The sequence below is a fragment of the Vannielia sp. SX4 genome (assembly GCF_052828525.1).
In genome coordinates this window covers 2,969,449-2,991,285 of the sequence record NZ_CM128247.1, presented here as the reverse complement: position 1 = coordinate 2,991,285, position 21,837 = coordinate 2,969,449, and the positions used below count along the sequence as shown (strand labels likewise).

The following is a 21,837-nucleotide window of genomic DNA, read 5'->3' as shown; positions in this document are numbered from 1 at the left end:
CGGCAGGCCCGCTGCGGCAGCGCCTGTCGGAGCTGCGCGAGGTGGTCGATACGCTGATGCGCGTGCTGCGCCAGCGCGGGCCTTCCCAGGTTCAGTTCTGGTTCATCGCGTTGGCGCTTGGCGTCGCCTCGGGCTACGCGGCCTGCCTCTTTCGCCTCGGGATCGACTGGCTGCAAGGCACGCTCTACGGCACCGATGACACGAGGATGATCCACAGCTTCGCCGCTGGGCTGCCGTGGTGGTGGGTGCTGGTGCTGCCCATCCTCGGCGGGCTGGCGGTTGGGGTGATTCTCGACCGTTTCGCCCCCGGCGCACGGGTGCGCTCGGTGGCCGATGTGATCCACGGCGCGGCGCTGAACCGGGGCAGGGTGGAGCAACGCGCCGGCCTCGCCTCTGCGCTGGCCTCGCTGATCACGCTCTCCTCGGGCGGCTCCACGGGGCGGGAAGGGCCGGTGGTGCACCTTGCGGCGGTGATCTCGTCATGGGTCAGCGAGCGGATCAATGCGAACGGGGTCACCGGCCGCGACCTGATGGGCTGCGCCGTGGCCGCCGCCGTCTCGGCCAGCTTCAATGCGCCCATCGCGGGAGCGCTCTTTGCGCTGGAGGTGGTGCTGCGGCACTTCGCGGTGCACGCCTTCGCCCCCATCGTCATCGCCTCGGTCGCGGGCACGGTAGTGTCGCGCAGCTTCTTTGGCGATGTGGCCGAGTTCACCCTTGGCGGTGACGGGGTGCTGAGCTTTTACGTCGAACTGCCGGCGTTCCTGCTGCTCGGCCTCACGTGCGGCCTCGTGGCGGTGGTGCTGATGCGGGCGGTGTTCTGGGCCGACGGGCTGGGCAACACGGTGATGCAGCGCACCGGCCTGCCGCGCTTTCTGCGGCCCGCCATCGCGGGCGCGCTGCTGGGGGGTATGGCGATCTTCTACCCCCACATCATTGGCGTCGGCTACGAGACGACCTCCGCCGCGCTCACCGGCGCGCTGCTTTTCAGCGAGGTGCTGGTCTTCGTGGTGCTGAAGGTCGCCGCCGTGGCGATCACCATGGCCGGGCGGATGGGCGGCGGCATGTTCTCGCCCTCGCTGATGGTCGGGGCGCTGACCGGCCTCGCCTTTGGCGTCATCGCCACCGGGGTCTTTCCGGATGTCTCGGGCACGCCCACGCTCTACGCGCTGGCCGGCATGGGGGCGCTCGCTGCCGCCGTGCTCGGCGCGCCGATCTCGACCACGCTCATCGTCTTCGAGCTCACAGGCGACTGGCAGACCGGCCTTGCGGTGATGGTCGCCGTTTCGATGTCCACCGCGATCTCGTCAAAACTGGTGGACCGCAGCTTCTTCCTGACCCAGCTGGAGCGGCGCGGGATCCGCATGGCCGCCGGGCCGCAGGCCTATCTGCTTTCTGTCCATTCGGCGGCGGCGGTGATGCGCGGCGTCGACAGTCCCCGCGCCGCCGACATTGAGACCTGCAACGAGATGATCGCAGCCGGGATCACGCTTGCGCCCGACACCACGCTGGAAACCGCGCTGCCGATGTTCGAGACCAGCGGCCACAGCTTCATCCCCGTGGTCGCGCCTGCGGGTGACGGCGGCAAGGGCGAGCTGCTGGGCGCGCTCTACCACCTCGATGCGCTGAGGGCCTACAATCGCGCGCTGGCGGAAACGGCGGCCGAAGAGCATAGCTGAGAAGGTGGGCCAGAAGAGATTTTGAGCCTCCGGCGGGGATATTTGGAGCAAGAAAATGCACAGGGGCGGCGCACCCGGTCGGAGCAATTTGATTCAAATTGCCCATTTTCTTGCTGCAAATATTCCCGGGGGGTGTGGGGGGCTGGCCCCCACTGAAAGGCGCGGTGTGGGGGGCTGGCCCTCCACTGGCCGGACGGATCACCCGGGTAACGCGGCCCGAGGCGAGGCTCAGACCTGCTCCACCGTCACCTTGCCGGCATAGAAGGCGAGGTAGCCCTCGATCCGCTCCATCCCCGTCTTCGGGGCCTCGTATGACCAGGCGGCATCGTGGATGGTGCCGGATTTGATCTCGATGTCGTAGTGCTGCGCGTCGCCCTTGTGGGGGCAATGGGTCACGGTGGCGGACTTGTCGAGGAAGGCCATGGCGATGTCTTCCCGGGGGAAGTAGATGACGAAGGGCATATCGCCCTCGGTCAGTTCGAGCGCGCGCGCGCTTTCGCCCAGAACGGCCCCTCCGGCCCGTACAACCCAGGTTCCTTCGGCGTCGCGTATCTTGATGTGATCGGCCATCCCTTGCCTCCCGTTATGATTGTTATGGCGCTTATATAGCCCTGAGGCGTGACAGGTAAATGTCGCCCGACATGGCCGCGCCGCTATAGCGCAGCGCAGGCCTGGCGGAGCCAGTCACGCACCTCACCCTGCACCCGCGGGCTGACCCGCGCCCAGACCTCGGCGTGATAGGCGTTGAGCCAGTCGCGCTCGCCGGGCGAGAGCATTTCGGCCACCACGAGGTGGCGGTCGATGGGTACCCATGTGAGGGTTTCGAAGGCCAGCATCTCGCGGTCGTCGGCGCCCTCCAGTGCGGGGGCGGGCTCGACCACCACGAGGTTTTCGATGCGGATGCCAAAGGCCCCCTCGCGGTAGTAGCCCGGCTCGTTGGAGAGGATCATGCCCGGCTCCAGTGGGATCTCGGAGATGCGGGAGAGCCGTGCGGGGCCTTCGTGCACCGAAAGGTAGGCGCCGACGCCGTGGCCGGTGCCGTGGTCATAATCCTGCCCGGCCAGCCAGAGCGGGTAGCGCGCCACCGCCTCGATATCGCGGCCCGCGCGGCCCTTGGGCCAGCGGATGCGGCTCATCGCGATCATGCCTTGCAGGACGCGGGTGAAGGCCTCTGCCGCGCCTTCAGGCGGCGGGCCGACGGTGATGGTGCGGGTGATGTCGGTGGTGCCGTCGAGATACTGACCGCCGCTATCGACCAGCAGCAGCTCGCCAGGGGAGACGGCGCGGTTGGTCTCATGGGTCACGCGGTAATGCACGATAGCGCCGTTCGGCCCGGCGCCGCTGATGGTGTCGAAGCTGATCTCGCGCAGCTCGTTGGCCTCGCGGCGGAAGCCCTCGAGCTTTTCGACCACGGAGATCTCGGTGAGCTTGCCGTTCGGGGCCTCATCGTCGAGCCATGCGAGAAACTTCACCATCGCCACCGCGTCTCGCATGTGGGCGTCGCGCATGCCTTGCAGCTCGGCGGCGTTCTTGCGGGCCTTGGGCAGCAGGCAGGGATCGGGGGCCTCGGCCACCTCGGCCTTGCCGCGCAGCAGGGCCGCCACCGCCTCCGGCGCGCTCTCCGGGTCGATCTGCACGCGCCCGCCCAGCTCGGCGAGTGCGGCGGTGAAGCCCGCGCGCGGCAACACAGTGACATCCGGGCCGAGGTCGAGGCCGTCTGCTTGGGTCGGGTCGCAGAAAAGTTGCACCTTTCCAGAGGCTTCCAGTACGGCATTCACGCGAGCGATCGGGTTGCGGGCGATGTCGGAGCCGCGAATGTTCAGCAGCCAGCAAACCGAATCCGGCAGGGTGAGCACGCAGGCGTCGACCTTGTCGCCCGCCAGTTCCGCCCCCAGCCGCCCGCGCTTGTCAGCGCTATCCTCACCGGCGAATTCCAGCGGATGGGCGAGGATCGGCGCGGCGGGTTCGGGCGGCCGGTCGGGCCAGATGGCGTCGACCGGGTTTTCCTCCAACGCGACCATCTCCAGCGCGTGGGGCGCGAGCTTGTCACGCAGGTCGGCGATCTCCTTCACGGTGTGCAGCCAAGGGTCGAAGCCGATGCGCGCTCCCTTTGGGGCCTCCTTGATCAGCCAGTCCGACAGCCGGGTTTCGGGCCATGGGACGGGGGTGAAATGCGCCAGATCCACCTGCGCCTTCACCTGCACCCTGTAGCGCCCGTCGATGAACACGCCCGCGAGGTCGGGGAGCACCACGGCAAAGCCCGCCGAGCCGGTGAAGCCGGTGAGCCACGCGAGGCGGTCATCGCAGGGGGCGACATATTCGCCCTGATGCCGGTCGGCGCGGGGCACGAGCACGCCGGTGAGGCCGAGGCGCTCGATCTCGGCGCGCAGGGCGGCAAGGCGGGGCGGGCCATCGGCGGGGTTGGTGGGGGCGTCGAAGGTTTGAAACATGGGGGGTCTCCTTGGCGCGGAGAGTGCATCGGGGCGGCGGGAATGGCCAGAGGGGTGGGCGAACCAAAGCCGTGCGGCGCCGTCCCGCGGGGTGGCGCACGTAACGGAAGTTCGGGGCACTTTATGGTGCGGTGTTGGTCGGGCCTCGAAGGAAGGCGATCACTTCGACGAAGCGCCGCCCCGGGGGGCGGGACGGCGCTGCACGGCGCCTGCGGCTTGATTCCGTGCAGGGGCTTCGCTCAGCTTGCCTTCTTCATCCCCATCACCCGCGCGCGCGCCCTTGGGTCGCTGTCGAAGAGGCTGGCAAGCTGCTCGGTCATCGCGCCAGCCAGTTGCTCGACATCGGTGATCGTCACCGCGCGGTCGTAGTAGCGGGTCACGTCGTGGCCGATGCCGATGGCCAGAAGCTCCACTGCGCGGCGCTTTTCGATCATCGCGATCACGTCGCGCAGGTGCTTTTCTAGGTAGTTGGCCGGGTTCACCGAGAGGGTCGAATCGTCCACCGGGGCGCCATCCGAAATGACCATGAGAATCTTGCGCACCTCGCGGCGGCCGACCATGCGGCGGTGCGCCCATTCAAGCGCCTCGCCGTCGATGTTCTCTTTCAGCAGGCCCTCTTTCATCATCAACCCGAGGTTGGCGCGGGCGCGGCGCCACGGGGCGTCGGCGCTCTTGTAGATGATGTGGCGGAGGTCGTTCAGGCGGCCCGGGGTTTGCGGGCGGCCTTCGGCCAGCCACTTCTCACGGGCCTGCCCGCCCTTCCATGCGCGGGTGGTGAAGCCGAGGATCTCGACCTTCACCTGGCAGCGTTCCAGCGTGCGGGCCAGCACATCGGCGCAGATCGCGGCAATGCTGATCGGGCGGCCGCGCATGGAGCCGGAGTTGTCGAGGAGGAGCGTCACCACGGTGTCGCGAAACTCGGTGTCCTTCTCGACCTTGAAGCTGAGCGGAGTGGTCGGGTTGGCGACCACGCGGGCGAGGCGGCCTGCGTCGAGGATGCCCTCTTCGCGGTCGAACTCCCACGAGCGGTTCTGCTGGGCCTGCAACCGCCGTTGGAGCTTGTTGGCAAGGCGCGAGACCGCCCCCTTCAGCGGCTCGAGCTGCTGGTCGAGATAGTCGCGCAGGCGCTCCAACTCGGCGGGCTGGGCCAGCTCCTCGGCAGGGATCTCCTCGTCGAATGTGCCATCGTAGATGGTGTAATTCGGGTCGGCCTCGGAGGCGGGGGCAGGGGGGGGCGGCTCCAGCGGGGCCTCGCCCTCAGGCATCTCGGCCTCTTCGCCCTCCTCGGTCTCGGCCATGTCGTCCATGGAGACGGTGGCCTCGGAGGGATCGTCGGTCTGCTCCTGATCCTGCTCGGGGCTGGCGTCGGACTCCTCGTTCTCCTGGCTGTCGTCCTGCCCGTCGCTCTCGGCCTCTTCCTCGTCCTGCTCGGCCTCGTCGCCCTCGGCCTCGTCATCATCCATGTCCGGGTCATCACCCAGCTGGTCGCCGTAGCCGAGATCCTCGATCACCTGCCGGGCGAAGCGGGCAAAGGCCTGCTGGTCGGCGAGCACGTCGTTCATGCCATCGAGCGTGCCGGCGGCGGAGCCCTCAAGGTGGTCGCGCCAGAGGTCGAGCACGTTCTGCGCACCGGCGGGCAACTCCCGGCCCGTCGCCAGTTGGCGGACAAGGTAGCCAGCCGCCTCGGCCAGCGGGGCCTCGGACATCTCGGTGAGGTTGCCGTAGCCGCGCCGCTCGGCCTCGGCGCCGATCTTGGCGTCGATGTTCTTGGCGGTGCCGGGCATGACGCGGGCGCCGACGGCCTCGCAACGGGCAGTTTCCATCGCGGCGTAGATATCGCGCGCCAGTTGGCCCTGCGGCGCGTAGCGCGAGGCCACGGCCTCGTCGTGATACTTGTGGCGCAGCGCGAGCGCATCGGCGGTGCCGCGGGCCAGCAGCACCTCTTCGGCGCTCATCCGGCGGGAGACCTGCGGCAGACGCAGCCCGTCGCCGGTGGCACCCGGCGGGTCGACCGAATAGGTGACGCCCAGCTCGGGGTCATCGGCCATGACCTTGGTGGCCTCTGCGAGGGCCTTCTTGAACGGGTCTGCCGGGTTGTCGGATTTCTGAGCCATGGCTCCGGGTAAAGCACCGGCGCGGGCCATGCGCAAGGCCCGCGCGAGGCAGAGGTGGCCATTGTGCGCCTGCGCGCAGAACCTTTCATTGAACGGAGCGTTATGGAGCAAACATATAGGCTCAAGACAACCCACGGAGACACCCATGACCACGCCCAAGATTGCCATCATCATCGGATCCACCCGCGACAGCCGCTTTGGCGAGAAGCCCGCCAAGTGGCTGCTTGAGCGCGCCCAGAAGCGCGACGACTTCGAGGTGGAACTGGTGGACCTTGCCGACTTCGACCTGCCGTTCTTCAACGAGAAAGCTTCCAACGCATGGATGCCGTCGGAAGACCCCAAGGCAGTGGCTTGGCAGGAGAAGATCGCCGAGTTCGACGGCTACATTTTCGTCACAGCCGAATACAACCACTCGATCACCGGCGCGCTGAAGAACGCGCTCGACCAGGCCTACAAGGAATGGGTCCACAAGCCGATGGGCGCCCTCGGCTACGGCGGCGTGGGCGCGGCCCGCGCGGTGGAGCACCTGCGGGCCATCGGCGTGGAGCTTCAGATGGTGCCGGTGCGCAACGCGGTGCACATCGCGGCGGGCAGCTTCATGAAGGTGCACCCGATGGGCGAGAACGCCGAGATCAGCACCATCGAGGACGCCATCGGCGGCTCGGCGGATGCGCTGTTTGACGACATGGCCTGGTGGGCCAAGGCGACCAAGACCGCCCGCGAGGCGTGAGCCGGGCGGATGGATTGAGTATTTTCAGCAAGAAAATGCGACAGGCGGGGCTCTTCGGAGCCCCGTTTTGGTTCAGTGAAAGCCCCATTTGGCGGGCAGGGCGAGGCCGACGGCCTGACAGGTCTGCTCCTGCTCGGCCACGAGCCGGGCGGCGCCGCTGATCTGGCCGGCGTCTTTCAGCATCTGCCGGGCGCGGGTTTGGGACGTTTGGGCGACATAGTCGAGATCGGTGGAAAGCTCGGGCGCAAGATCCTTGGCAGCGGCGAGGTAGAGGTTGCCGAGGTCGGCGGCCATAGGGTCGCTGTCGTCGGCCTGATGGGCCGCGACGCCCCGCCAGTATCCGGCGCAATCGGCAGCGAGAAAGGGCAGATCCTCATGCTCGGAGAGGTCATGCGCCGTGACCGGCGCGGCGAAGAGCAGGAGGGTGAGAGCGGAGCGAAGCGGCATGGGCGCATCAGGCCCCGGCGGGCTCACCCCGTCAAGAGCGCGGCGCAGCTGGCGATCTGGGCTTCGGCGCGGGTGGCGGCCCAATGGGCATCTGCGCTGTCGTCATTGAAGGTGGCCCGGGTGAGCAGCACCCGCTGGGCATGCTTGGCCTCGATCCGGCGGGCCAGCACCTCGCGCCCGGCCGAAGGGGGCATGACCGCCTCCAGCAGAGAGATCATCGCGGCGCGGCGGCGGGTGGTTTGCTCCAGCTCGGGGTGGGGCAGCAGCCACTGATGTTCCATCAGCGCAGAGAAGCGCCCGGTGCAGGTGGCGAAGGTCATCTCAAGCGGCTCGGCCTGCGCCGGTGCTGAGAAAATTGCCAGAAGCCCTGAAAGGGCGATTGTTTTTATTCTGCCCATGTAATGACCTTTGCGCCTTTCAGTGCGCCTGTCAAATGGGCAGTTTGAAAACTGTTACGCGGCCAGACCGGACCTGCCCTTGGGGGCAGACTGGCGGAATAAGGTTAATGCGGCGTGTCGGAGGCGGGCTTAAGCCGCCGGTTCAAGCGTCGTCGACGCAGTCTTCGAGCCGGGAGGGCAGGCGGCCCACTTGCGGCGCGAGTTTTGCGGCAGAGTCGCCGAGCGCATCAAGGCCGCGCAGGGCCTTGTGCATCAGGTCGAGATCGGCCTCAAGCCGGGCGCGGCGCGGGCCTTCGGCAGAGGCAATGGCAGCCTCGGTCAGGGAGATGCAGGCGGTCACCACCGCCTGCGGGGTCGGCACCTGCGCCAGCGCGGGCGCGGTGCTCAGCAAGAGAGCGAAGGCCGCGGCCCTCATACCGCCATCGAAACGGCGCTCTCCGGCAGTTCCTCGTCAAAGCAGCGCTGGTAGAACTCGGCCACCGTCTGGCGCTCCAGCTCGTCGCATTTGTTGAGGAAGGTCAGCCGGAAGGCATAGCCGATGTTGCGGAAGATCTCGGCGTTCTGCGCCCAGTTGATCACCGTCCGCGGGCTCATCACCGTGGAGAGATCGCCGTTCATGAAAGCGGTGCGCGTCAGGTCGGCGACCGTCACCATCTGGCTGATCTGCTTGCGGCCCTTCTCGGTGTTGTAATGCGGCGACTTGGCCAGCACGATCGCGGCCTCGGCATCATGGCGCAGGTAGTTCAGCGTGGCGACGAGGTTCCAACGGTCCATCTGCGCCTGGTTGATCTGCTGGGTGCCGTGGTAGAGGCCGGTCGTATCGCCCAGGCCCACCGTGTTGGAGGTGGCGAAGAGGCGGAAATACTTGTTCGGCGTGATGATCTCGTTCTGATCGAGCAGGGTGAGCTTGCCGTCATGCTCCAGCACCCGCTGGATCACGAACATCACATCGGCGCGGCCTGCATCATACTCGTCGAAGACGATGGCAACGGGGTTGCGCAGCGCCCACGGCAGGATGCCCTCGTGGAACTCGGTGACCTGCTTGCCGTCTTTCAGCTTGATCGCATCCTTGCCGATCAGGTCGATCCGGCTGATGTGGCTGTCGAGGTTCACCCGGACGGCGGGCCAGTTGAGACGGGCGGCGACCTGCTCGATATGGGTCGATTTGCCGGTGCCGTGATAGCCCTGGATCATGACGCGGCGGTTGTGGCTGAAGCCGGCCAGAATGGCGAGCGTGGTGTCGGGATCGAACTTGTAGGTGCTGTCGATATCGGGCACCCGGTCGGTCGCCTCGGCGAAGCCCTTCACCACCATGTCGCTGTCGATGCCAAAGGCCTCGCGGACGGAGATTTCTTCGGTGGGTTTCATCGCCTGATCGCTCATCGCCTCTGCCTTCGCCGCTAGCGCCGCAAGGGGCGGCGCGTGATCTATCAGTGGGGTGGTGCCTTATATCTCGCGCAGGCGCAAGGGCCGGGCGCCCCGCCACCCCGCAGGCGGAATTTCACCGGTGACAGACTGTTGCGTAAACCGCCCCGTGACACGCCTTGACGCAAGGGTTAGTGTGGCCGGGATTTGCTGCCACAGGTCAGAACACAAATGCCTTTTTCAGGAGTTGTTTCCCGGTCGACGTCTGTCGTTTGCCTGTTGGTATTGATCTTTGCCCTTTTGCTGCCTCGGCCCGCACGGGCGGAGTTTACCCTGATCGACAGTCTCGGCGCGTGGTTCTTCTACACCCAGCGGGGTGTGGGCGCGAGCTATGCCGCCTGTCAGGTGGTGAGCTGCGTGGATGGCACCTGCGGTTCCGGGCGCGGCGCACGCACCCAGTTCTCGCTCTACGATGCGCGCGACGGGCGCGGGATCTTCCCCGAGTTCATCGCGCCCCGTCGGGTGCCGCCCGGCGGCGTGGCCCGGCTCAGCATCGGCGGGCAGGACTTCGTGATGAAGAACCTCTTCCCCTCGCCGCAGTTCTACCTGCAGATCGAGAAGGTGGAGGATGCCAAGGCGGTGCTCGACTATCTCGTCGCGCTGGAAAAGGCCGATGGCAATGGCAAGTTCACCGTGGTGGACCCGTATGGCTCGCGCTTCGAGTTCACTGCACGCGGCGTGACCGGCAGCCTCGACCGTATGATCCGGCGCTGCACGGCGCGCAACTGAACGGCCGGCGCGGGCAAGCCCCGCGTCACCGACCTTGCAGGCTTACTTGAAGCTGCGGCTGTCCTTGATCTGATCCCAGGCCCAGACCACCTCTGAGAGCTGCTCTTCCTGGCTGCGGTCCCCGCCGTTCATATCGGGGTGGAGCACCTTGATCAGCGATTTGTAGCACTTGCGGATCTCGGCCTTGGTCATGTTGTCCTTGGCTTCGAGAATCTCGATGGCCCGGCGCTCGGTGGGGGGCAGGCGGCGGCCGCCGCCGTTGCCCTTGCGGCCGGGGTTCTGGGTGGCGTTCTCGCCCAGCACCTGATGCGGGTCATCCACGCCAAGCCGCGCCCAGGCCTTCTCTTCGGCCGACCGGCGGAACGGCTTGGTATCGCGGTTCCACACCCGGTCGCTGTCGATCTGGGCTTCCATCTCTTCTTCGGTCGCGCCGTTGAAGAAATTCCACTTCAGATTGTACTCGCGGACGTGCTCCTTGCAGAACCAGTAGTAGTCATCCAGCGTGTCGGGATTCTTTGGGGCCCGGTATTGCGCCGGCTCGTTGCAGCCTTCGTGCTCGCAGGTGCGCTGCGAGGTCTCGAAGGCCCCAGACATGCCGCGACGCCCGCGCTGGCGCTTCTTCTTGTCCGAAGAAACGGACATATCGAAACCAAACGGATCGTCTCTGTTCATGCCTGCAGCCCCATGTGTTTGGCATTGCTTCTCGACTCGGACCATGAAGTTTAGTCTTTTCGCGCCGGGTGAGAAGGGGGCAGGAGAAAAAATGACACTTGCATTGGAAATAGAAACGCGTCTGCGGGAGGCCTTTGCGCCAGCAAGCCTAGAGGTGCTTGACGAAAGCGAGGCACACCGCGGCCACGGCGGATATTCGCCGGACGGCTCGCACTTCAGGGTGCGCATGGTGGCCGAGGCGCTGGAAGGCAAGAGCCGGGTCGCCAAGCACCGCGCGGTGAACGCGGCGGTGGCAGACCTCTTCCCGCGCATCCACGCGTTGGCGATCGAGGTTTAGCGGGCTGAGGGCGGTTGGGTGCGATGAGTGCTCAACCGCCTACCAAAAATGAAAAACCCGCCCCAAGCGGGACGGGCCTGACCTAGACTGTCCGCGCGCCTTACTCGGCAGCCACATCCGCCTTGGAGCCGGGCTTGTCACCCTGGGTCGCGGGGCCGAGGGCCGGGGCCTTTCCTTCGCGGGCGCGGGCCGAGAGGGCGGCGGCCACGTCGCGGGCGGCGGCGACGGCATCGCGCTTTTCGGGCTGCGGGTCGGCCGGCTCTTCGGCGGTCTCGGGCTCTTCCAGGGCGTCCGCCTCCGGCTCGTCCTCCGGTGCGGCGAGCAGGGCGGTCACCTCTTCGTCGCTCACCGCCTCGGCGGCCAGTGTGCGGCGGAAGACCAGCATGTGCTGAAAGGTGGTCTGGCGGCCGGTGAGGCCGACGCGCTCTTGGCAGGGCAGGGTATCGGTGCGCTGATACTCCCAGCCCGCGGCGCCCATCTCGTTCATCAGGTCCTGAAGCGCCACGGCAAAGCGGCCCGAGGTGCCCTTTGCGCCCTTGGCCTTCTTGCCCTTTTCCGGTGCGGGCACCACCCGGTATTCGTATCGCGGCATTTCTGCCCCCCAATTCAAAGCACGGCCCCCAGCCTAGCGCGGGCGGGGCGGCCTGTCCAAAGCACGGCGGCAAAACCGTGCCAATTCAAGGATTCTGTGGCGCTTTTGCCTAACCCTTCGTCAACCTTTGGCAGCATCCGTATGCATGGAATGTGCATCGGATGTGCATCGGTTGTGCATATCAATTTTTGCTATAGGCCCGCCGCGATCGACGGATGCTATAGCCCCAGCTTGGCAGAAACCAGCTCGTTCACCGCCTTCGGATTGGCCTTGCCGCCGGTCGCTTTCATCACCTGCCCAACGAACCAGCCCGCCAGTTTGGGGTTGGCCTTGGCCTTCTCCACCTGGCCCGGATTGGCGGCAATCACCTCATCCACGGCGGCCTCGATGGCGCCGGTGTCGGTGACCTGCTTCATGCCCTCGGTCTCGACAATCTCCTCCGGCTCGCGGCCCGTGGTGTAGCAGATTTCAAAGACATCCTTGGCGATCTTGCCGCTGATGGCGTCCGATTTGATGAGGTCGATGATCTGGCCAATCTGGGCGGGGGAGACGGGGCTTTCACCCAGTTCCTTCTCGTCTTTCTTCAGGCGGCCATAGAGCTCGTTGATGATCCAGTTCGCGGCCAGCTTGCCATCGCGCCCCTTGGCGGCTTCCTCAAAGAAATCAGCGGCTTCCACCTCGGCGGTGAGCACTGAGGCGTCATAGTCGCTCAGGCCGAAATCGCCGATGAAGCGGGCCTTCTTGGCGTCCGGCAGTTCGGGCAGCGAGGCGGCAATGTCATCCACCCAGCCCTGTTCGATCTCGAGCGGCAGCAAGTCGGGGTCGGGGAAGTAGCGGTAGTCATGCGCCTCTTCCTTGGAGCGCATCGAGCGGGTCTCGCCCTTGTCGGCATCGTAGAGCCGGGTCTCCTGATCGATGCTGCCGCCGTCTTCCAGAATGGCGATCTGCCGCTTGGCCTCGTAGTCGATGGCCTGCTGGATGAAGCGCATGGAGTTCATGTTCTTGATCTCGCAGCGCGTGCCGAGGTGCGAAAAATCCTGCGTTTCCTGATACTTCTCATACTGGCCCGGCTTGCAGACCGACACGTTCACATCGGCCCGCAGGTTGCCGTTTTGCATGTTGCCGTCGCAGGTGCCGAGGTAGCGCAGGATCTGGCGCAGCTTGGCGATATAGGCGGCGGCCTCCTCGGGGCCGCGAATGTCGGGGCGAGAGACGATCTCCATCAGCGCAACGCCGGTGCGGTTGAGGTCGACGAAGCTCATCGCCGGATCCATGTCGTGGATCGACTTGCCCGCGTCCTGCTCCAGATGGATGCGCTCGATCCGCACCTTGCGGGCTACGCCTTCGCCCATCTCCACCAGCACCTCGCCCTCGCCGACGATCGGGTGGTAGAGCTGCGAAATCTGGTAACCCTGCGGCAGGTCAGGATAAAAATAGTTCTTCCGGTCGAAGGCGGAGTTGAGGTTGATCTCGGCCTTCAGCCCGAGGCCGGTCTTCACCGCCAGCGCCACGCAGCCCTCGTTGATCACCGGGAGCATGCCGGGCATGCCCGCATCCACGAAGGCGACGTTGGAGTTGGGCTCGGCGCCGAATTGCGTGCTCGCGCCGGAGAAGAGCTTGGCCTTCGAGCTGACCTGCGCATGCACCTCCATCCCGATCACAAGCTCCCAGTCGCCGGTCGCGCCGGAGAGGGTCTTGGGCTTGGGGGCGGTATAGGAGAGGTCGAGCATGAGGGACTCCGCGGCTGTTTCCCGCCCTTCTAGGCCCTTGTGCAGAAGGGGGCAAGGCGGTGGGTTCACCGGCGCTTAGCCGCCGCGTGGCAGACTGGTGGCGCAGGCGCCGTGGGTGATCGAATTGTGTTATAGAGGGCGCTGATCGGAGTGGTTTCGCCGCCACCGTTTCCCCATCGGCGTTAATCAGCCGTTAACCGACGTTAGGAGCACTTGCTAAACCTTTGCTATTGCGGCCAGATATTGCCCGATGACGGGGGTTTTACAATGTCTTGCGGCTGCGGTCGCTCTGGCGCTGCTGGCCCAGCAGGCGCAGGCCGATGTGGATGTGCCGGCGCTGCGCCCTTTGCCGCGCATGTCGGCGATGGGCGGGGTGCTGCCCGAGGGCATGACCCCCGCTGTGCCGCAAGTCACCCAGCAGCGGCCCAAGGCACGCCCCCGCAGCCTGCCGCGCACCCGGTGGGAGAGCGTGCCCGGCAGCACCATCTGGACCCGCGCGGCAATTTCGGCGCTCAAGGCCCACGGCCGGCCGCTGCTGGAGTTCGTGCCGCGCGACATTGAGCAATTCTGCCCCAGCTACGCCAGCCAGCCTGTTGAAAAGAGAGCCGAATTCTGGGTGGGCTTCCTCTCGGCACTGGCCAAGCACGAGAGCACCTATCGCCCCCGCGCGGTGGGTGGCGGCGGGCGTTGGCATGGGTTGTTGCAGATCACCCCCTCGACCGCGCGGCTTTACGGCTGCCGCGCCAGCACCGGCGCGGCGCTGCTGCATGGGCCGACGAACCTGAGTTGCGCGATCCGGATCATGGCCAAGACGGTGCGGCGCGATGGCGTGCTGGGCGCCTCCGGCAAGGGCGGGGTGGCGGCGGACTGGGGGCCGATGGTCTACCGGAAAAAGCGTGCGGATATCGCGGCTTACACCAAGGTGCAAAGCTACTGCCGCCCGCTCTCCAACATGCGTCCCAAGCCGCGCCCGGAAACCTGACGGGTCAGCCGCAGCTTACCCCAGGATCCGGCCCACCATCTCGCCGGTGTTCTCTGAAAGCCCCTCCAGCGCCGCGATCCGCTCCAGCTCGCCGCGGATCATCTGCTGGCGGTCGGCGTCGTAGCGCGCCCAGGTCTCAAAGCCGGTGGTCATACGCGCCGTGGTTTGCGGGTTCACCGGATCGAGCCTGATGAGCCAGTCGGCATAGAGCTGGTAGGCGGCGCCATCGGCGCGGTGAAAGCCCGCCGGATTGGCCTGCATCGCGCCCAGCACCGAGCGGAAGCGGTTGGGATTTTTCCAATCGAAATCAGCGTGTTCGGTCAGGGCTTTCGCGGTCTCGGCCATCTTCTCGGCGGGGGCCTGCACCACCTGCAGCATGAACCATTTGTCCATCACCAGCCGGTCGTGGTGCCACTTGTCGTAGAAGGTTTGCAGCGCTTCGGCGCCCTCTCCGTGGCGGACCAGAACGGCGAGGGCGGAGAGCTCCTCGGTCATGTTGTCGGCGGCCTCGAACAGCACCTTGGCCCGGGCGCAGCCATCACGGCGCGAGAGCAGGCCAAGGCAGGCGGAGCGCAGGCTGCGCTTGCCTGCGGCCTCGGCATCGGGCGTGTAGGGCGCGGGGGTTTCCATTTGTTCATAAAGGCTTGCGAGAGTGGGCTCCATCTCGGTCGCCATCGCCTCCAGCAGCGTCTCGCGGGCGGCATGAATCGCCGCCGGGTCGGGCACATGGCCGCTATCGAAAAGCGTTTGCGCAAGGTCGTCTTCGGAGGGCAGTCCGAGCATCAGCGCCCGGTAGGCCGGCTCGAGGCTGTCGTCGGCGACAAGCCGGTGGAGGCCTGAGAGCAGATCGGGCGAGGGCGGGGCGCCCTTGGTGATCATCGCGGTGAGCACCTCCTTGCCCAGCACGCGGCCCGCCTCCCAGCGGTTGAACGGGTCTGTATCATGGGCGAGCAGGAAGGCGCGGGTGGCGCTGTCGAGCGGGCGGTCGAGCACCACCGGGGCGGAAAAACCGCGCAGGATGGAGGCGACGGGTTTGGCGGAAAGGCCCGTGAAGTCAAAGCTTTGCTCGGCTTCGTTCATCTCCAGAACGGTGGTTGGCACCACCTCGTCGCCGTTGGGGCCGATGAGGCCCACGGCGATGGGGATGACCTGCGGCGCCTTGATCGGCTGGCCCGGGGTTGGCTTGGTTTCCTGTTTGAAATCAAGGGTGAGCGTGCCGTCTTTGAAGCTCTCCGACACGCTGAGGCGCGGGGTGCCAGCCTGAGAGTACCAGCGGGCGAACTGCGACAGGTCGCGGCCTGTGGCGTCCTCGAAGACCTTCAGCCAATCTTCGATGGTGGCGGCATCGCCGTCGTGCCGCTCGAAGTAGAGATCGAGCGCCTTTTTGTAGCCTTCGTCGCCCACCAGATGCTTGAGCATGTGGATCACCTCGGCGCCCTTTTCATAGACGGTGGCGGTGTAGAAGTTGTTGATCTCGATGTATTCCTCCGGCCGGACAGGATGCGCCAGCGGCCCTTGATCCTCGCGGAACTGGCGGGCGCGAAGCTGCATGACCTCGGTGATCCGCTTGACCGCCGCGCCGCGCATGTCGGAGCTGAATTGCTGGTCGCGAAACACCGTGAGCCCCTCTTTCAGGCAGAGCTGGAACCAGTCGCGGCAGGTGATGCGGTTGCCGGTCCAGTTGTGGAAGTACTCGTGGGCGATAATGCCCTCGATCAGGTCGTAATCGCCATCGGTCGCGGTCTCGGGCGAGGCCAGAACATACTTTGAATTGAAGATGTTAAGCCCCTTGTTCTCCATCGCACCCATGTTGAAATCGTCCACGGCGACGATGTTGAACACGTCGAGGTCATACTCCCGGCCATAGACCTCCTCATCCCATTTCATCGAACGGATGAGCGCGTCCATCGCGTACTCGGCGCGCGGCTCGTCGCCGGGGCGGACGTAGATGTTGAGGTCCACGGCGCGGCCGGACATGGTGTTGAAATCGCTGGAAAAGGCGCGCAGGTCGCCAGCCACAAGGGCGAAGAGGTAGGCGGGTTTGGGCCAGGGGTCATCCCATTCGCCATCGCCCACCGGGTTCCCGTTGGAGAGCTTCACCGGCATGTCGCTGTCGATGTGAACCCGGAAGGGGGCCATCACATCGGGGCGGTCGGGGTAGTAGGTGATCTTGCGGAAGCCCTCGGCCTCGCATTGGGTGCAATACATGCCGCCCGACACGTAGAGCCCGTCGAGCGAGGTGTTGGTGGTCGGGTCGATTTGCACCTCGGCCTCCCAGGTGAAGGCGCCCTCGGGCACCGGGCAGGTGAGGCCCTTGGGGGTGAGGGCAGGCTCCACCGCGGCGCCGTCGATCTGCGCCGAGATCAGCTTAAGCTCCTTGCCGTGCAGGAAAATTTCGCGCGCGGGGGCTGCGGCTGCCGGGTTGGGCGCAAAGCGGATCTTGGAGCGCACCCGCGTGTCCGGCCCGGCGAGGGTGAACCAGAGTTCGACGTGCTCCACCACGAAGGGAAAGGGCGTGTACTCGGCAAGGCGAACGGGCTGGGGGGCGGCGTCTTTCATGGGGCTCCTCGGGGGCGGATGGGCGAATTGAACCAAATCGGCTTGCCGGACGTTAGGCCTCTGAAGCGGGCTCAGCAACCGGTGAAACCCGAGCCCTAGGGCGCCTCCAAGGGGGCGCCAGCCAGCAACGCGAGAGGAGACAACATGTCGGCCCCCGAGACCAACATCGACAAGCAGACCAAGCGCCATTCCGCCCCTCTGATGGGCATCGCTCTTGCCGTGGGCGCAGGCATTCTGGCCATTGCCGCATGGCTCACATGGTCTGCCGATGAGGGCAACACGCCGCGCGACGCGACCCCCGAAGGCGGCGTGATCGCCCCCGAGGGCAACTGAGGCAAAGCCCCGACCTCCCGCTCTCAAATCCGGCCCGGGCCAGATTGCGACACCCTCGCATTTGGCCTAGGCTGCTCTCCGCGGCCCCCGAGAGCCGCAGATTTGAGAACAGGGACAATTAGATGACCGACCGCATCGAGAAAGCCGGGCTGCAATGGGATGCAGGCCTGGCCGCTTTCGTCGAGAATGAAATTCTGCCCGGCACCGGTGTCGAGGCCGATGTGGTCTGGGAGAACGTGGCCAAGCTGGTGAAAGTGTTCGGCCCACGCAATGCCGAGCTGCTCGCCAAGCGGCAGGAATTGCAGGAAAAGATCGACGCTTGGCATGTGGCCAACCGCGGCGCCCCGGATATGGACGCCTATCAGAAGATGCTGGGCGAGATTGGCTATCTGGTGGAGGAGCCGGAGGAGGTTGCCGTTGAGCCGGAGGGGATCGACCCCGAGATCAGTTCTGTCTGCGGCCCGCAGTTGGTGGTGCCGATCACCAATGCCCGCTTTGCCCTGAACGCCGCCAACGCCCGCTGGGGCTCGCTCTATGATGCGCTCTACGGCACCAACGCGCTTGGGTCGCTGCCCGGGAAGGGCGGCTATGATGCCGAGCGTGGCAAAGAGGTGGTGGCTTGGGCGAAGGCGCATCTCGACAAGGTGCTGCCTCTCAAGAAGGGCTCCTGGGCCGAGGTCTCCACCATGGCGCCGGGCGGGCAGGGCAAGCTGATGGTGATCGCCGGCAAGCACTCCACCGAGCTGGCCGACCCGGACCAGTACGCGGGCTGCAACCGCGACGAGAAGGGCAAGATCACCGATGTATATTTCCGCGCCAACGGGCTGCACATCGTCATGTTCATCGACCGCTCCGACCCGATCGGCAGCGCCGATCCGGCTGGTATCGCTGACATTTTCCTCGAGGCGGCTGTTTCGACCATCATGGACATGGAAGATTCGGTGGCCGTGGTGGACGCCGAGGACAAGGTGCAGGCCTATCGCAACTGGCTGGGCCTCATGAAAGGCGATCTGACCGCGCCGGTGGGCAGCGGCGACAATGCCTATATTCGCGAGCTGAACCCCGACCTGGGCTTCGAGAGCAAGGAGGGTCGCCCTGCGCTGCTCAAGGGCCGGGCCCTGATGCTGGTGCGCAATGTCGACCTGCTGATGTATACCGACGCGGTGCTGGACGAAGAGGGAAACCGGGTGCCCGAGGGGCTGCTGGATGCCTTCATCACCCCGCTCTGCGCCCTGCATGACATCATCGGTGGAGAGGACAAGGAGCGCCCGCGCAACTCGCCCAAGGGCTCGATCTACATCGTGAAGCCCAAGATGCACGGGCCGGAGGAGGTGGAGTTCGTCTGCAAGACCTTCGAGGTGGTCGAGCTGATCCTCGGGCTGCGGCCCAACACCATCAAGATCGGGATCATGGATGAGGAGCGCCGCACTTCGGCCAACCTCAAGGCCTGCATTGCCGCGGCCGAAAAGCGGCTGGCCTTCATCAACACCGGCTTCCTTGATCGGACGGGCGACGAGATTCACACCTCCATCGAGGCCGGTCCGATGGTGCCCAAGGGGCGGATGAAGGCGGCGACATGGCTCGATGCCTACGAAAACCGCAACGTCGATATTGCCCTGCAATGCGGGCTGAAGGGCCGCGCGCAGATCGGCAAGGGCATGTGGGCGCTGACCGATGACATGGCGGGCATGCTGGAGCAGAAGAAGGGCCACCTGATGATGGGCGGCACCACGGCTTGGGTGCCATCGCCCACCGCTGCCGTACTCCACGCCACGCATTACCACGAGACCGATGTCTTCGCCCGGCTCTACGAGATCAACGAAGAGGCCAAGGGGCAGCTGCGCAACGGGCTGGATGAGTTGCTGACGATCCCGCTTCAGGAGGGCGAACTGCCGGTCGAGGAGATTCAGACCGAGCTGGAGAACAACTGCCAGAGCCTTCTGGGCTACGTTGTGCGCTGGGTCGATCAGGGGGTGGGCTGCTCCAAGGTGCCCGATGTGCATGACGTGCCGCTGATGGAAGACCGCGCGACACTGCGCATCTCCGCACAGGCGCTGGCCAACTGGCTGCTGCACGAGGTGGTGAGCCAGGAGCAGGTGCTGGAGGCGCTGAAAAAGATGGCCGCCGTGGTAGACCAGCAGAACGCGGGCGACCCGGCCTACAAGCCGATGGCGCCGGGGTTTGACGGCGTGGCCTTTCAGGCCGCTTGCGACCTTGTGTTCAAGGGGCGTGACGAGCCTTCGGGCTACACCCAGAACATCCTTCAGGCCCGCCGGATCGAGGCCAAGGCGCAGGGCTGACCCCACAAAAAAAGGGCGCAGGATTGCTCCTGCGCCCCACCGGGAGAACCGGGGTGCCGGCTTAGTTGCCAGCCGGGTTTGCGAGGATGAAGGCGCGGCGGGCCTGATCGCCATCATCGAGGCTTGCAAGCTCGATCAGCTGAGCGGTGGAGTAGACGCCGGGGGCCACGCCCACGGAACCGGCCAGTTTGTCGGAGGCGCTGGAGCCGCCGATGATCGACTTGGACGACACTTCAGCGCCGGTGCCCTCGGGGTTGTCGAGGATGTGCTTGCGCTGGGCGTTCTCGCCGTCGTTCAGGGATTTCAGCTCGATCAGCTGCTCGATGGAGTAGACGCCCGGCTCAACGCCGACCGAACGGGCCAGCGAGGCGTTGTCGGCAAAGGCGGGAGCGGTGATCGCAGCGGCGGCCAGAGCGAGGATCGAAGTTTTGGCGAAGGTCATGATGATGTCTCCTTGGTATATCATGTAGCGTTTGCCCCTTTTCGGGCGGTTTGGTTGTGGCCCCTTGCGGAGCGTTTCGACTGTGTCCGGCGGCGGCGCTGTCATCCCGAGAGCGCTGTTGTCCGCTGGTCGTGGTCAACAAATGGGCCGGGCAAGCCGCTGGAAAAATGGCAAAAACTGCGTCCCCCTCTGTGCAGATCTGCGCATCACGAAAACCGGAGCGGGGCTTGCCGCGCGGGGCGGCGTCTCCATGCGGGCGGGCGTTCAGAAAAATACGGCTATGTCCTGTGACATGGGCGGAGCGGCGGGTGACGTTGTGTCAATTGCCGGGCGGGCGCGGCGGAATCCCGTCACGCGCGCTCACGGCGGCGTGTGCGCGGTTGTTTCAGCCCGGTCTCTGCGGCGTGAGCGATTGCGCGCTCTGCGTCGCGGCGGCGTGGGGAATGTTGCAGGGATTTCGGGCTGCCAAGCCGCGCGGGGGGCCGAAACCTGCCGCGCGCCTGCGCAGAGGGGCGCGCGAGTGCTGTGCGGATGTGCAGCGCAAACCTCGCTTTAAGCTCCGGTCGTGCAAAGCTATATTCACGCCAAGGAATATGGCAGGATCACGCTCATGACACGTCCCATCGTCGGCATCATCTGCAACTCGCACCTTCTGAACGATCAGTACCCGGCCCATGCGGGCGGGACGATGAACTCGGAGGCGGTGGCGCAGGTCACGGGCGCGATGCCTGTGTTGATTCCGGCGGACCCGCGCTTTGTGAGCGTGCCGGAGCTGCTGGAGATGTGCGATGGCTTCGTGTTTCCCGGCGGGCGGCCCAACGTGCACCCGGAGGAATACGGCGAGCCGGAGACCGAGGCGCATGGTGCCTTCGACCGCGCCCGCGACGCCATTGCCCTGCCGCTGATCCGTGCCTGTGTTGAGCGCGGCCAGCCGTTTCTGGGCATTTGCCGGGGGTTTCAGGAGGTGGCGGTGGCGATGGGCAGCACTCTGCACCCCGAGATCCGCGAGTTGCCGGGCCGGATGAACCACCGGATGCCCCCGGACGGCACGCTGGAAGAGAAGTTTGCCCTGCGCCACAAGGTGACGCTTGTCGAGGGCAGCCAGTTTCATGAGGTGTTCGGCGCGACCGAGGTGATGACCAACACGCTGCACGGGCAGGGAATCAAGAACCCCGGGCCGCGCATCCAAATCGAGGGCACCGCGCCGGATGGCACGCCCGAGGCGATTACCGTGCGTGATGCGCCGGGCTTCACGCTCTCGGTGCAGTGGCACCCGGAATACAACGCGGCGGAAGACCCGGTGAGCCGCCCGCTCTTCGAGGCCTTTGGCTGCGCAGTGCGCGAATGGCACGCTGAGGGCGCACGGCCGGGGCTGAAGAGCGTGGGCTGAGGCGCGCAGTGCGCGGGCCATCGGGCGAGACGGGGGCAAGGGCCGCGCTGCGCTGGCTCGATATGCCGCCGCTCTGGCTGCTCCTTTTCATCGCGATGGCCTGGGTGCAGGCGAGCCGCTTTCCCGGCATTACATGGCGCCATCCGGCGGCGGAGCTTTTGGGCGGGTTGCTGGTGGGTGGCGGGCTGCTGCTCTTGGCGCTGGCGTTCATGGAGTTCCGGCGGGCGCGCACCAGTGTGATCCCGCATCAGGAGGCCAGCGCGCTCATTACCTCGGGCATCTACAGCCGCTCGCGCAACCCGATCTACCTTGGCGATGCGCTCATCCTCTCCGGGCTTTGCGCCTATTGGGGCGCATGGCTGGCGCTGGCGGTGCTGCTGCCGCTCTTCCTCTTCGTGATCACCGACCGCTTCATCCGCCCCGAGGAGGCCCGGCTGCGTGCCGCCTTCGGGCCGCAATATGAGGCATGGGCCGGGCGGGTGCGGCGCTGGGCATAGACTTTTGTCCCTGCGTCATCGCTTCTGGTTGTAA

Annotated in this window: 21 protein-coding genes; 9 read left to right on the top strand and 12 right to left on the bottom strand. The window is 66.0% G+C overall.

Going from position 1 to position 21,837, the window contains the following annotated elements:
• Positions 1–56 precede the first annotated feature (56 nt).
• A complete protein-coding gene (locus ACUXVX_RS14795) occupies positions 57–1,676 on the top strand; it encodes a chloride channel protein (RefSeq protein ID WP_222495342.1) in 1,620 nt (539 codons plus the stop codon).
• Positions 1,677–1,904: 228 nt separating this feature from the next.
• Here the strand turns inward: ACUXVX_RS14795 and ACUXVX_RS14790 are convergent, their stop codons facing one another.
• From ACUXVX_RS14790 to cobT, 3 genes are all read right to left on the bottom strand, one after another.
• Positions 1,905–2,246, bottom strand: a complete 342-nt coding sequence (locus ACUXVX_RS14790) for a DUF427 domain-containing protein (protein WP_446308891.1) — start codon at positions 2,244–2,246, stop codon at positions 1,905–1,907.
• A gap of 83 nt (positions 2,247–2,329) precedes the next feature.
• Positions 2,330–4,126, bottom strand: a complete 1,797-nt coding sequence (locus tag ACUXVX_RS14785; protein ID WP_446308890.1) for an aminopeptidase P family protein — start codon at positions 4,124–4,126, stop codon at positions 2,330–2,332.
• Positions 4,127–4,365: 239 nt separating this feature from the next.
• Complete coding sequence (gene cobT / locus ACUXVX_RS14780) at positions 4,366–6,240, bottom strand: cobaltochelatase subunit CobT (RefSeq protein ID WP_446308889.1); 1,875 nt, start codon at positions 6,238–6,240, stop codon at positions 4,366–4,368.
• 145 nt (positions 6,241–6,385) lie between these two features.
• On the opposite strand from cobT, the gene ACUXVX_RS14775 reads away from it, so the two are divergent.
• Positions 6,386–6,970, top strand: a complete 585-nt coding sequence (locus tag ACUXVX_RS14775) for an NADPH-dependent FMN reductase (protein ID WP_446308888.1) — start codon at positions 6,386–6,388, stop codon at positions 6,968–6,970.
• A gap of 72 nt (positions 6,971–7,042) precedes the next feature.
• On the opposite strand, the gene ACUXVX_RS14770 is transcribed toward ACUXVX_RS14775, so the two are convergent.
• The 4 genes from ACUXVX_RS14770 to cobS form a co-directional block, all read right to left on the bottom strand.
• Complete coding sequence (locus ACUXVX_RS14770) at positions 7,043–7,417, bottom strand: hypothetical protein (RefSeq protein WP_446308887.1); 375 nt, start codon at positions 7,415–7,417, stop codon at positions 7,043–7,045.
• 23 nt (positions 7,418–7,440) lie between these two features.
• On the bottom strand, positions 7,441–7,815 hold the full coding sequence (locus tag ACUXVX_RS14765; RefSeq protein ID WP_446308886.1) for a hypothetical protein: 375 nt from the start codon (positions 7,813–7,815) through the stop codon (positions 7,441–7,443).
• Between the two features lie 142 nt (positions 7,816–7,957).
• Positions 7,958–8,230, bottom strand: a complete 273-nt coding sequence (locus ACUXVX_RS14760) for a hypothetical protein (protein WP_446308885.1) — start codon at positions 8,228–8,230, stop codon at positions 7,958–7,960.
• On the bottom strand, positions 8,227–9,198 hold the full coding sequence (gene cobS / locus ACUXVX_RS14755; RefSeq protein ID WP_222468845.1) for a cobaltochelatase subunit CobS: 972 nt from the start codon (positions 9,196–9,198) through the stop codon (positions 8,227–8,229). Before cobS ends, ACUXVX_RS14760 begins: the two co-directional genes overlap by 4 nt.
• Before the next feature lie 267 nt (positions 9,199–9,465).
• On the opposite strand from cobS, the gene ACUXVX_RS14750 reads away from it, so the two are divergent.
• A complete protein-coding gene (locus tag ACUXVX_RS14750) occupies positions 9,466–9,969 on the top strand; it encodes a hypothetical protein (RefSeq protein ID WP_222468846.1) in 504 nt (167 codons plus the stop codon).
• Between the two features lie 42 nt (positions 9,970–10,011).
• Here ACUXVX_RS14750 and ACUXVX_RS14745 read toward each other — a convergent pair whose 3' ends face one another.
• Complete coding sequence (locus tag ACUXVX_RS14745) at positions 10,012–10,641, bottom strand: J domain-containing protein (protein WP_222468847.1); 630 nt, start codon at positions 10,639–10,641, stop codon at positions 10,012–10,014.
• A 91-nt stretch (positions 10,642–10,732) separates the two neighbouring features.
• Between ACUXVX_RS14745 and ACUXVX_RS14740 the strand changes: the two genes are divergently transcribed.
• Complete coding sequence (locus ACUXVX_RS14740; RefSeq protein WP_222493826.1) at positions 10,733–10,978, top strand: BolA family protein; 246 nt, start codon at positions 10,733–10,735, stop codon at positions 10,976–10,978.
• Positions 10,979–11,078: 100 nt separating this feature from the next.
• On the opposite strand, the gene ACUXVX_RS14735 is transcribed toward ACUXVX_RS14740, so the two are convergent.
• On the bottom strand, positions 11,079–11,570 hold the full coding sequence (locus ACUXVX_RS14735) for a DUF4177 domain-containing protein (RefSeq protein ID WP_446308884.1): 492 nt from the start codon (positions 11,568–11,570) through the stop codon (positions 11,079–11,081).
• A gap of 218 nt (positions 11,571–11,788) precedes the next feature.
• Positions 11,789–13,300, bottom strand: coding sequence for an Asp-tRNA(Asn)/Glu-tRNA(Gln) amidotransferase subunit GatB (gene gatB, locus ACUXVX_RS14730; protein ID WP_446308883.1), 1,512 nt, complete (start codon positions 13,298–13,300; stop codon positions 11,789–11,791).
• A 250-nt stretch (positions 13,301–13,550) separates the two neighbouring features.
• Here gatB and ACUXVX_RS14725 point away from each other — a divergent pair, with 250 nt between their 5' ends.
• Complete coding sequence (locus ACUXVX_RS14725; protein WP_446308882.1) at positions 13,551–14,282, top strand: transglycosylase SLT domain-containing protein; 732 nt, start codon at positions 13,551–13,553, stop codon at positions 14,280–14,282.
• 15 nt (positions 14,283–14,297) lie between these two features.
• On the opposite strand, the gene pepN is transcribed toward ACUXVX_RS14725, so the two are convergent.
• Positions 14,298–16,841, bottom strand: a complete 2,544-nt coding sequence (pepN, locus tag ACUXVX_RS14720; RefSeq protein WP_446308881.1) for an aminopeptidase N — start codon at positions 16,839–16,841, stop codon at positions 14,298–14,300.
• Positions 16,842–16,985: 144 nt separating this feature from the next.
• On the opposite strand from pepN, the gene ACUXVX_RS14715 reads away from it, so the two are divergent.
• Positions 16,986–17,174, top strand: a complete 189-nt coding sequence (locus tag ACUXVX_RS14715) for a hypothetical protein (RefSeq protein WP_222468854.1) — start codon at positions 16,986–16,988, stop codon at positions 17,172–17,174.
• Between the two features lie 122 nt (positions 17,175–17,296).
• Complete coding sequence (locus tag ACUXVX_RS14710; protein WP_446308880.1) at positions 17,297–19,474, top strand: malate synthase G; 2,178 nt, start codon at positions 17,297–17,299, stop codon at positions 19,472–19,474.
• A gap of 61 nt (positions 19,475–19,535) precedes the next feature.
• On the opposite strand, the gene ACUXVX_RS14705 is transcribed toward ACUXVX_RS14710, so the two are convergent.
• Positions 19,536–19,916: a hypothetical protein gene (locus tag ACUXVX_RS14705; RefSeq protein WP_446308879.1), complete on the bottom strand. Its 381-nt coding sequence runs from the start codon at positions 19,914–19,916 to the stop codon at positions 19,536–19,538.
• 610 nt (positions 19,917–20,526) lie between these two features.
• Between ACUXVX_RS14705 and ACUXVX_RS14700 the strand changes: the two genes are divergently transcribed.
• A complete protein-coding gene (locus ACUXVX_RS14700) occupies positions 20,527–21,306 on the top strand; it encodes a gamma-glutamyl-gamma-aminobutyrate hydrolase family protein (RefSeq protein ID WP_446308878.1) in 780 nt (259 codons plus the stop codon).
• An 8-nt stretch (positions 21,307–21,314) separates the two neighbouring features.
• Positions 21,315–21,803: a methyltransferase family protein gene (locus ACUXVX_RS14695; RefSeq protein ID WP_446308877.1), complete on the top strand. Its 489-nt coding sequence runs from the start codon at positions 21,315–21,317 to the stop codon at positions 21,801–21,803.
• Positions 21,804–21,837: the final 34 nt, after the last annotated feature.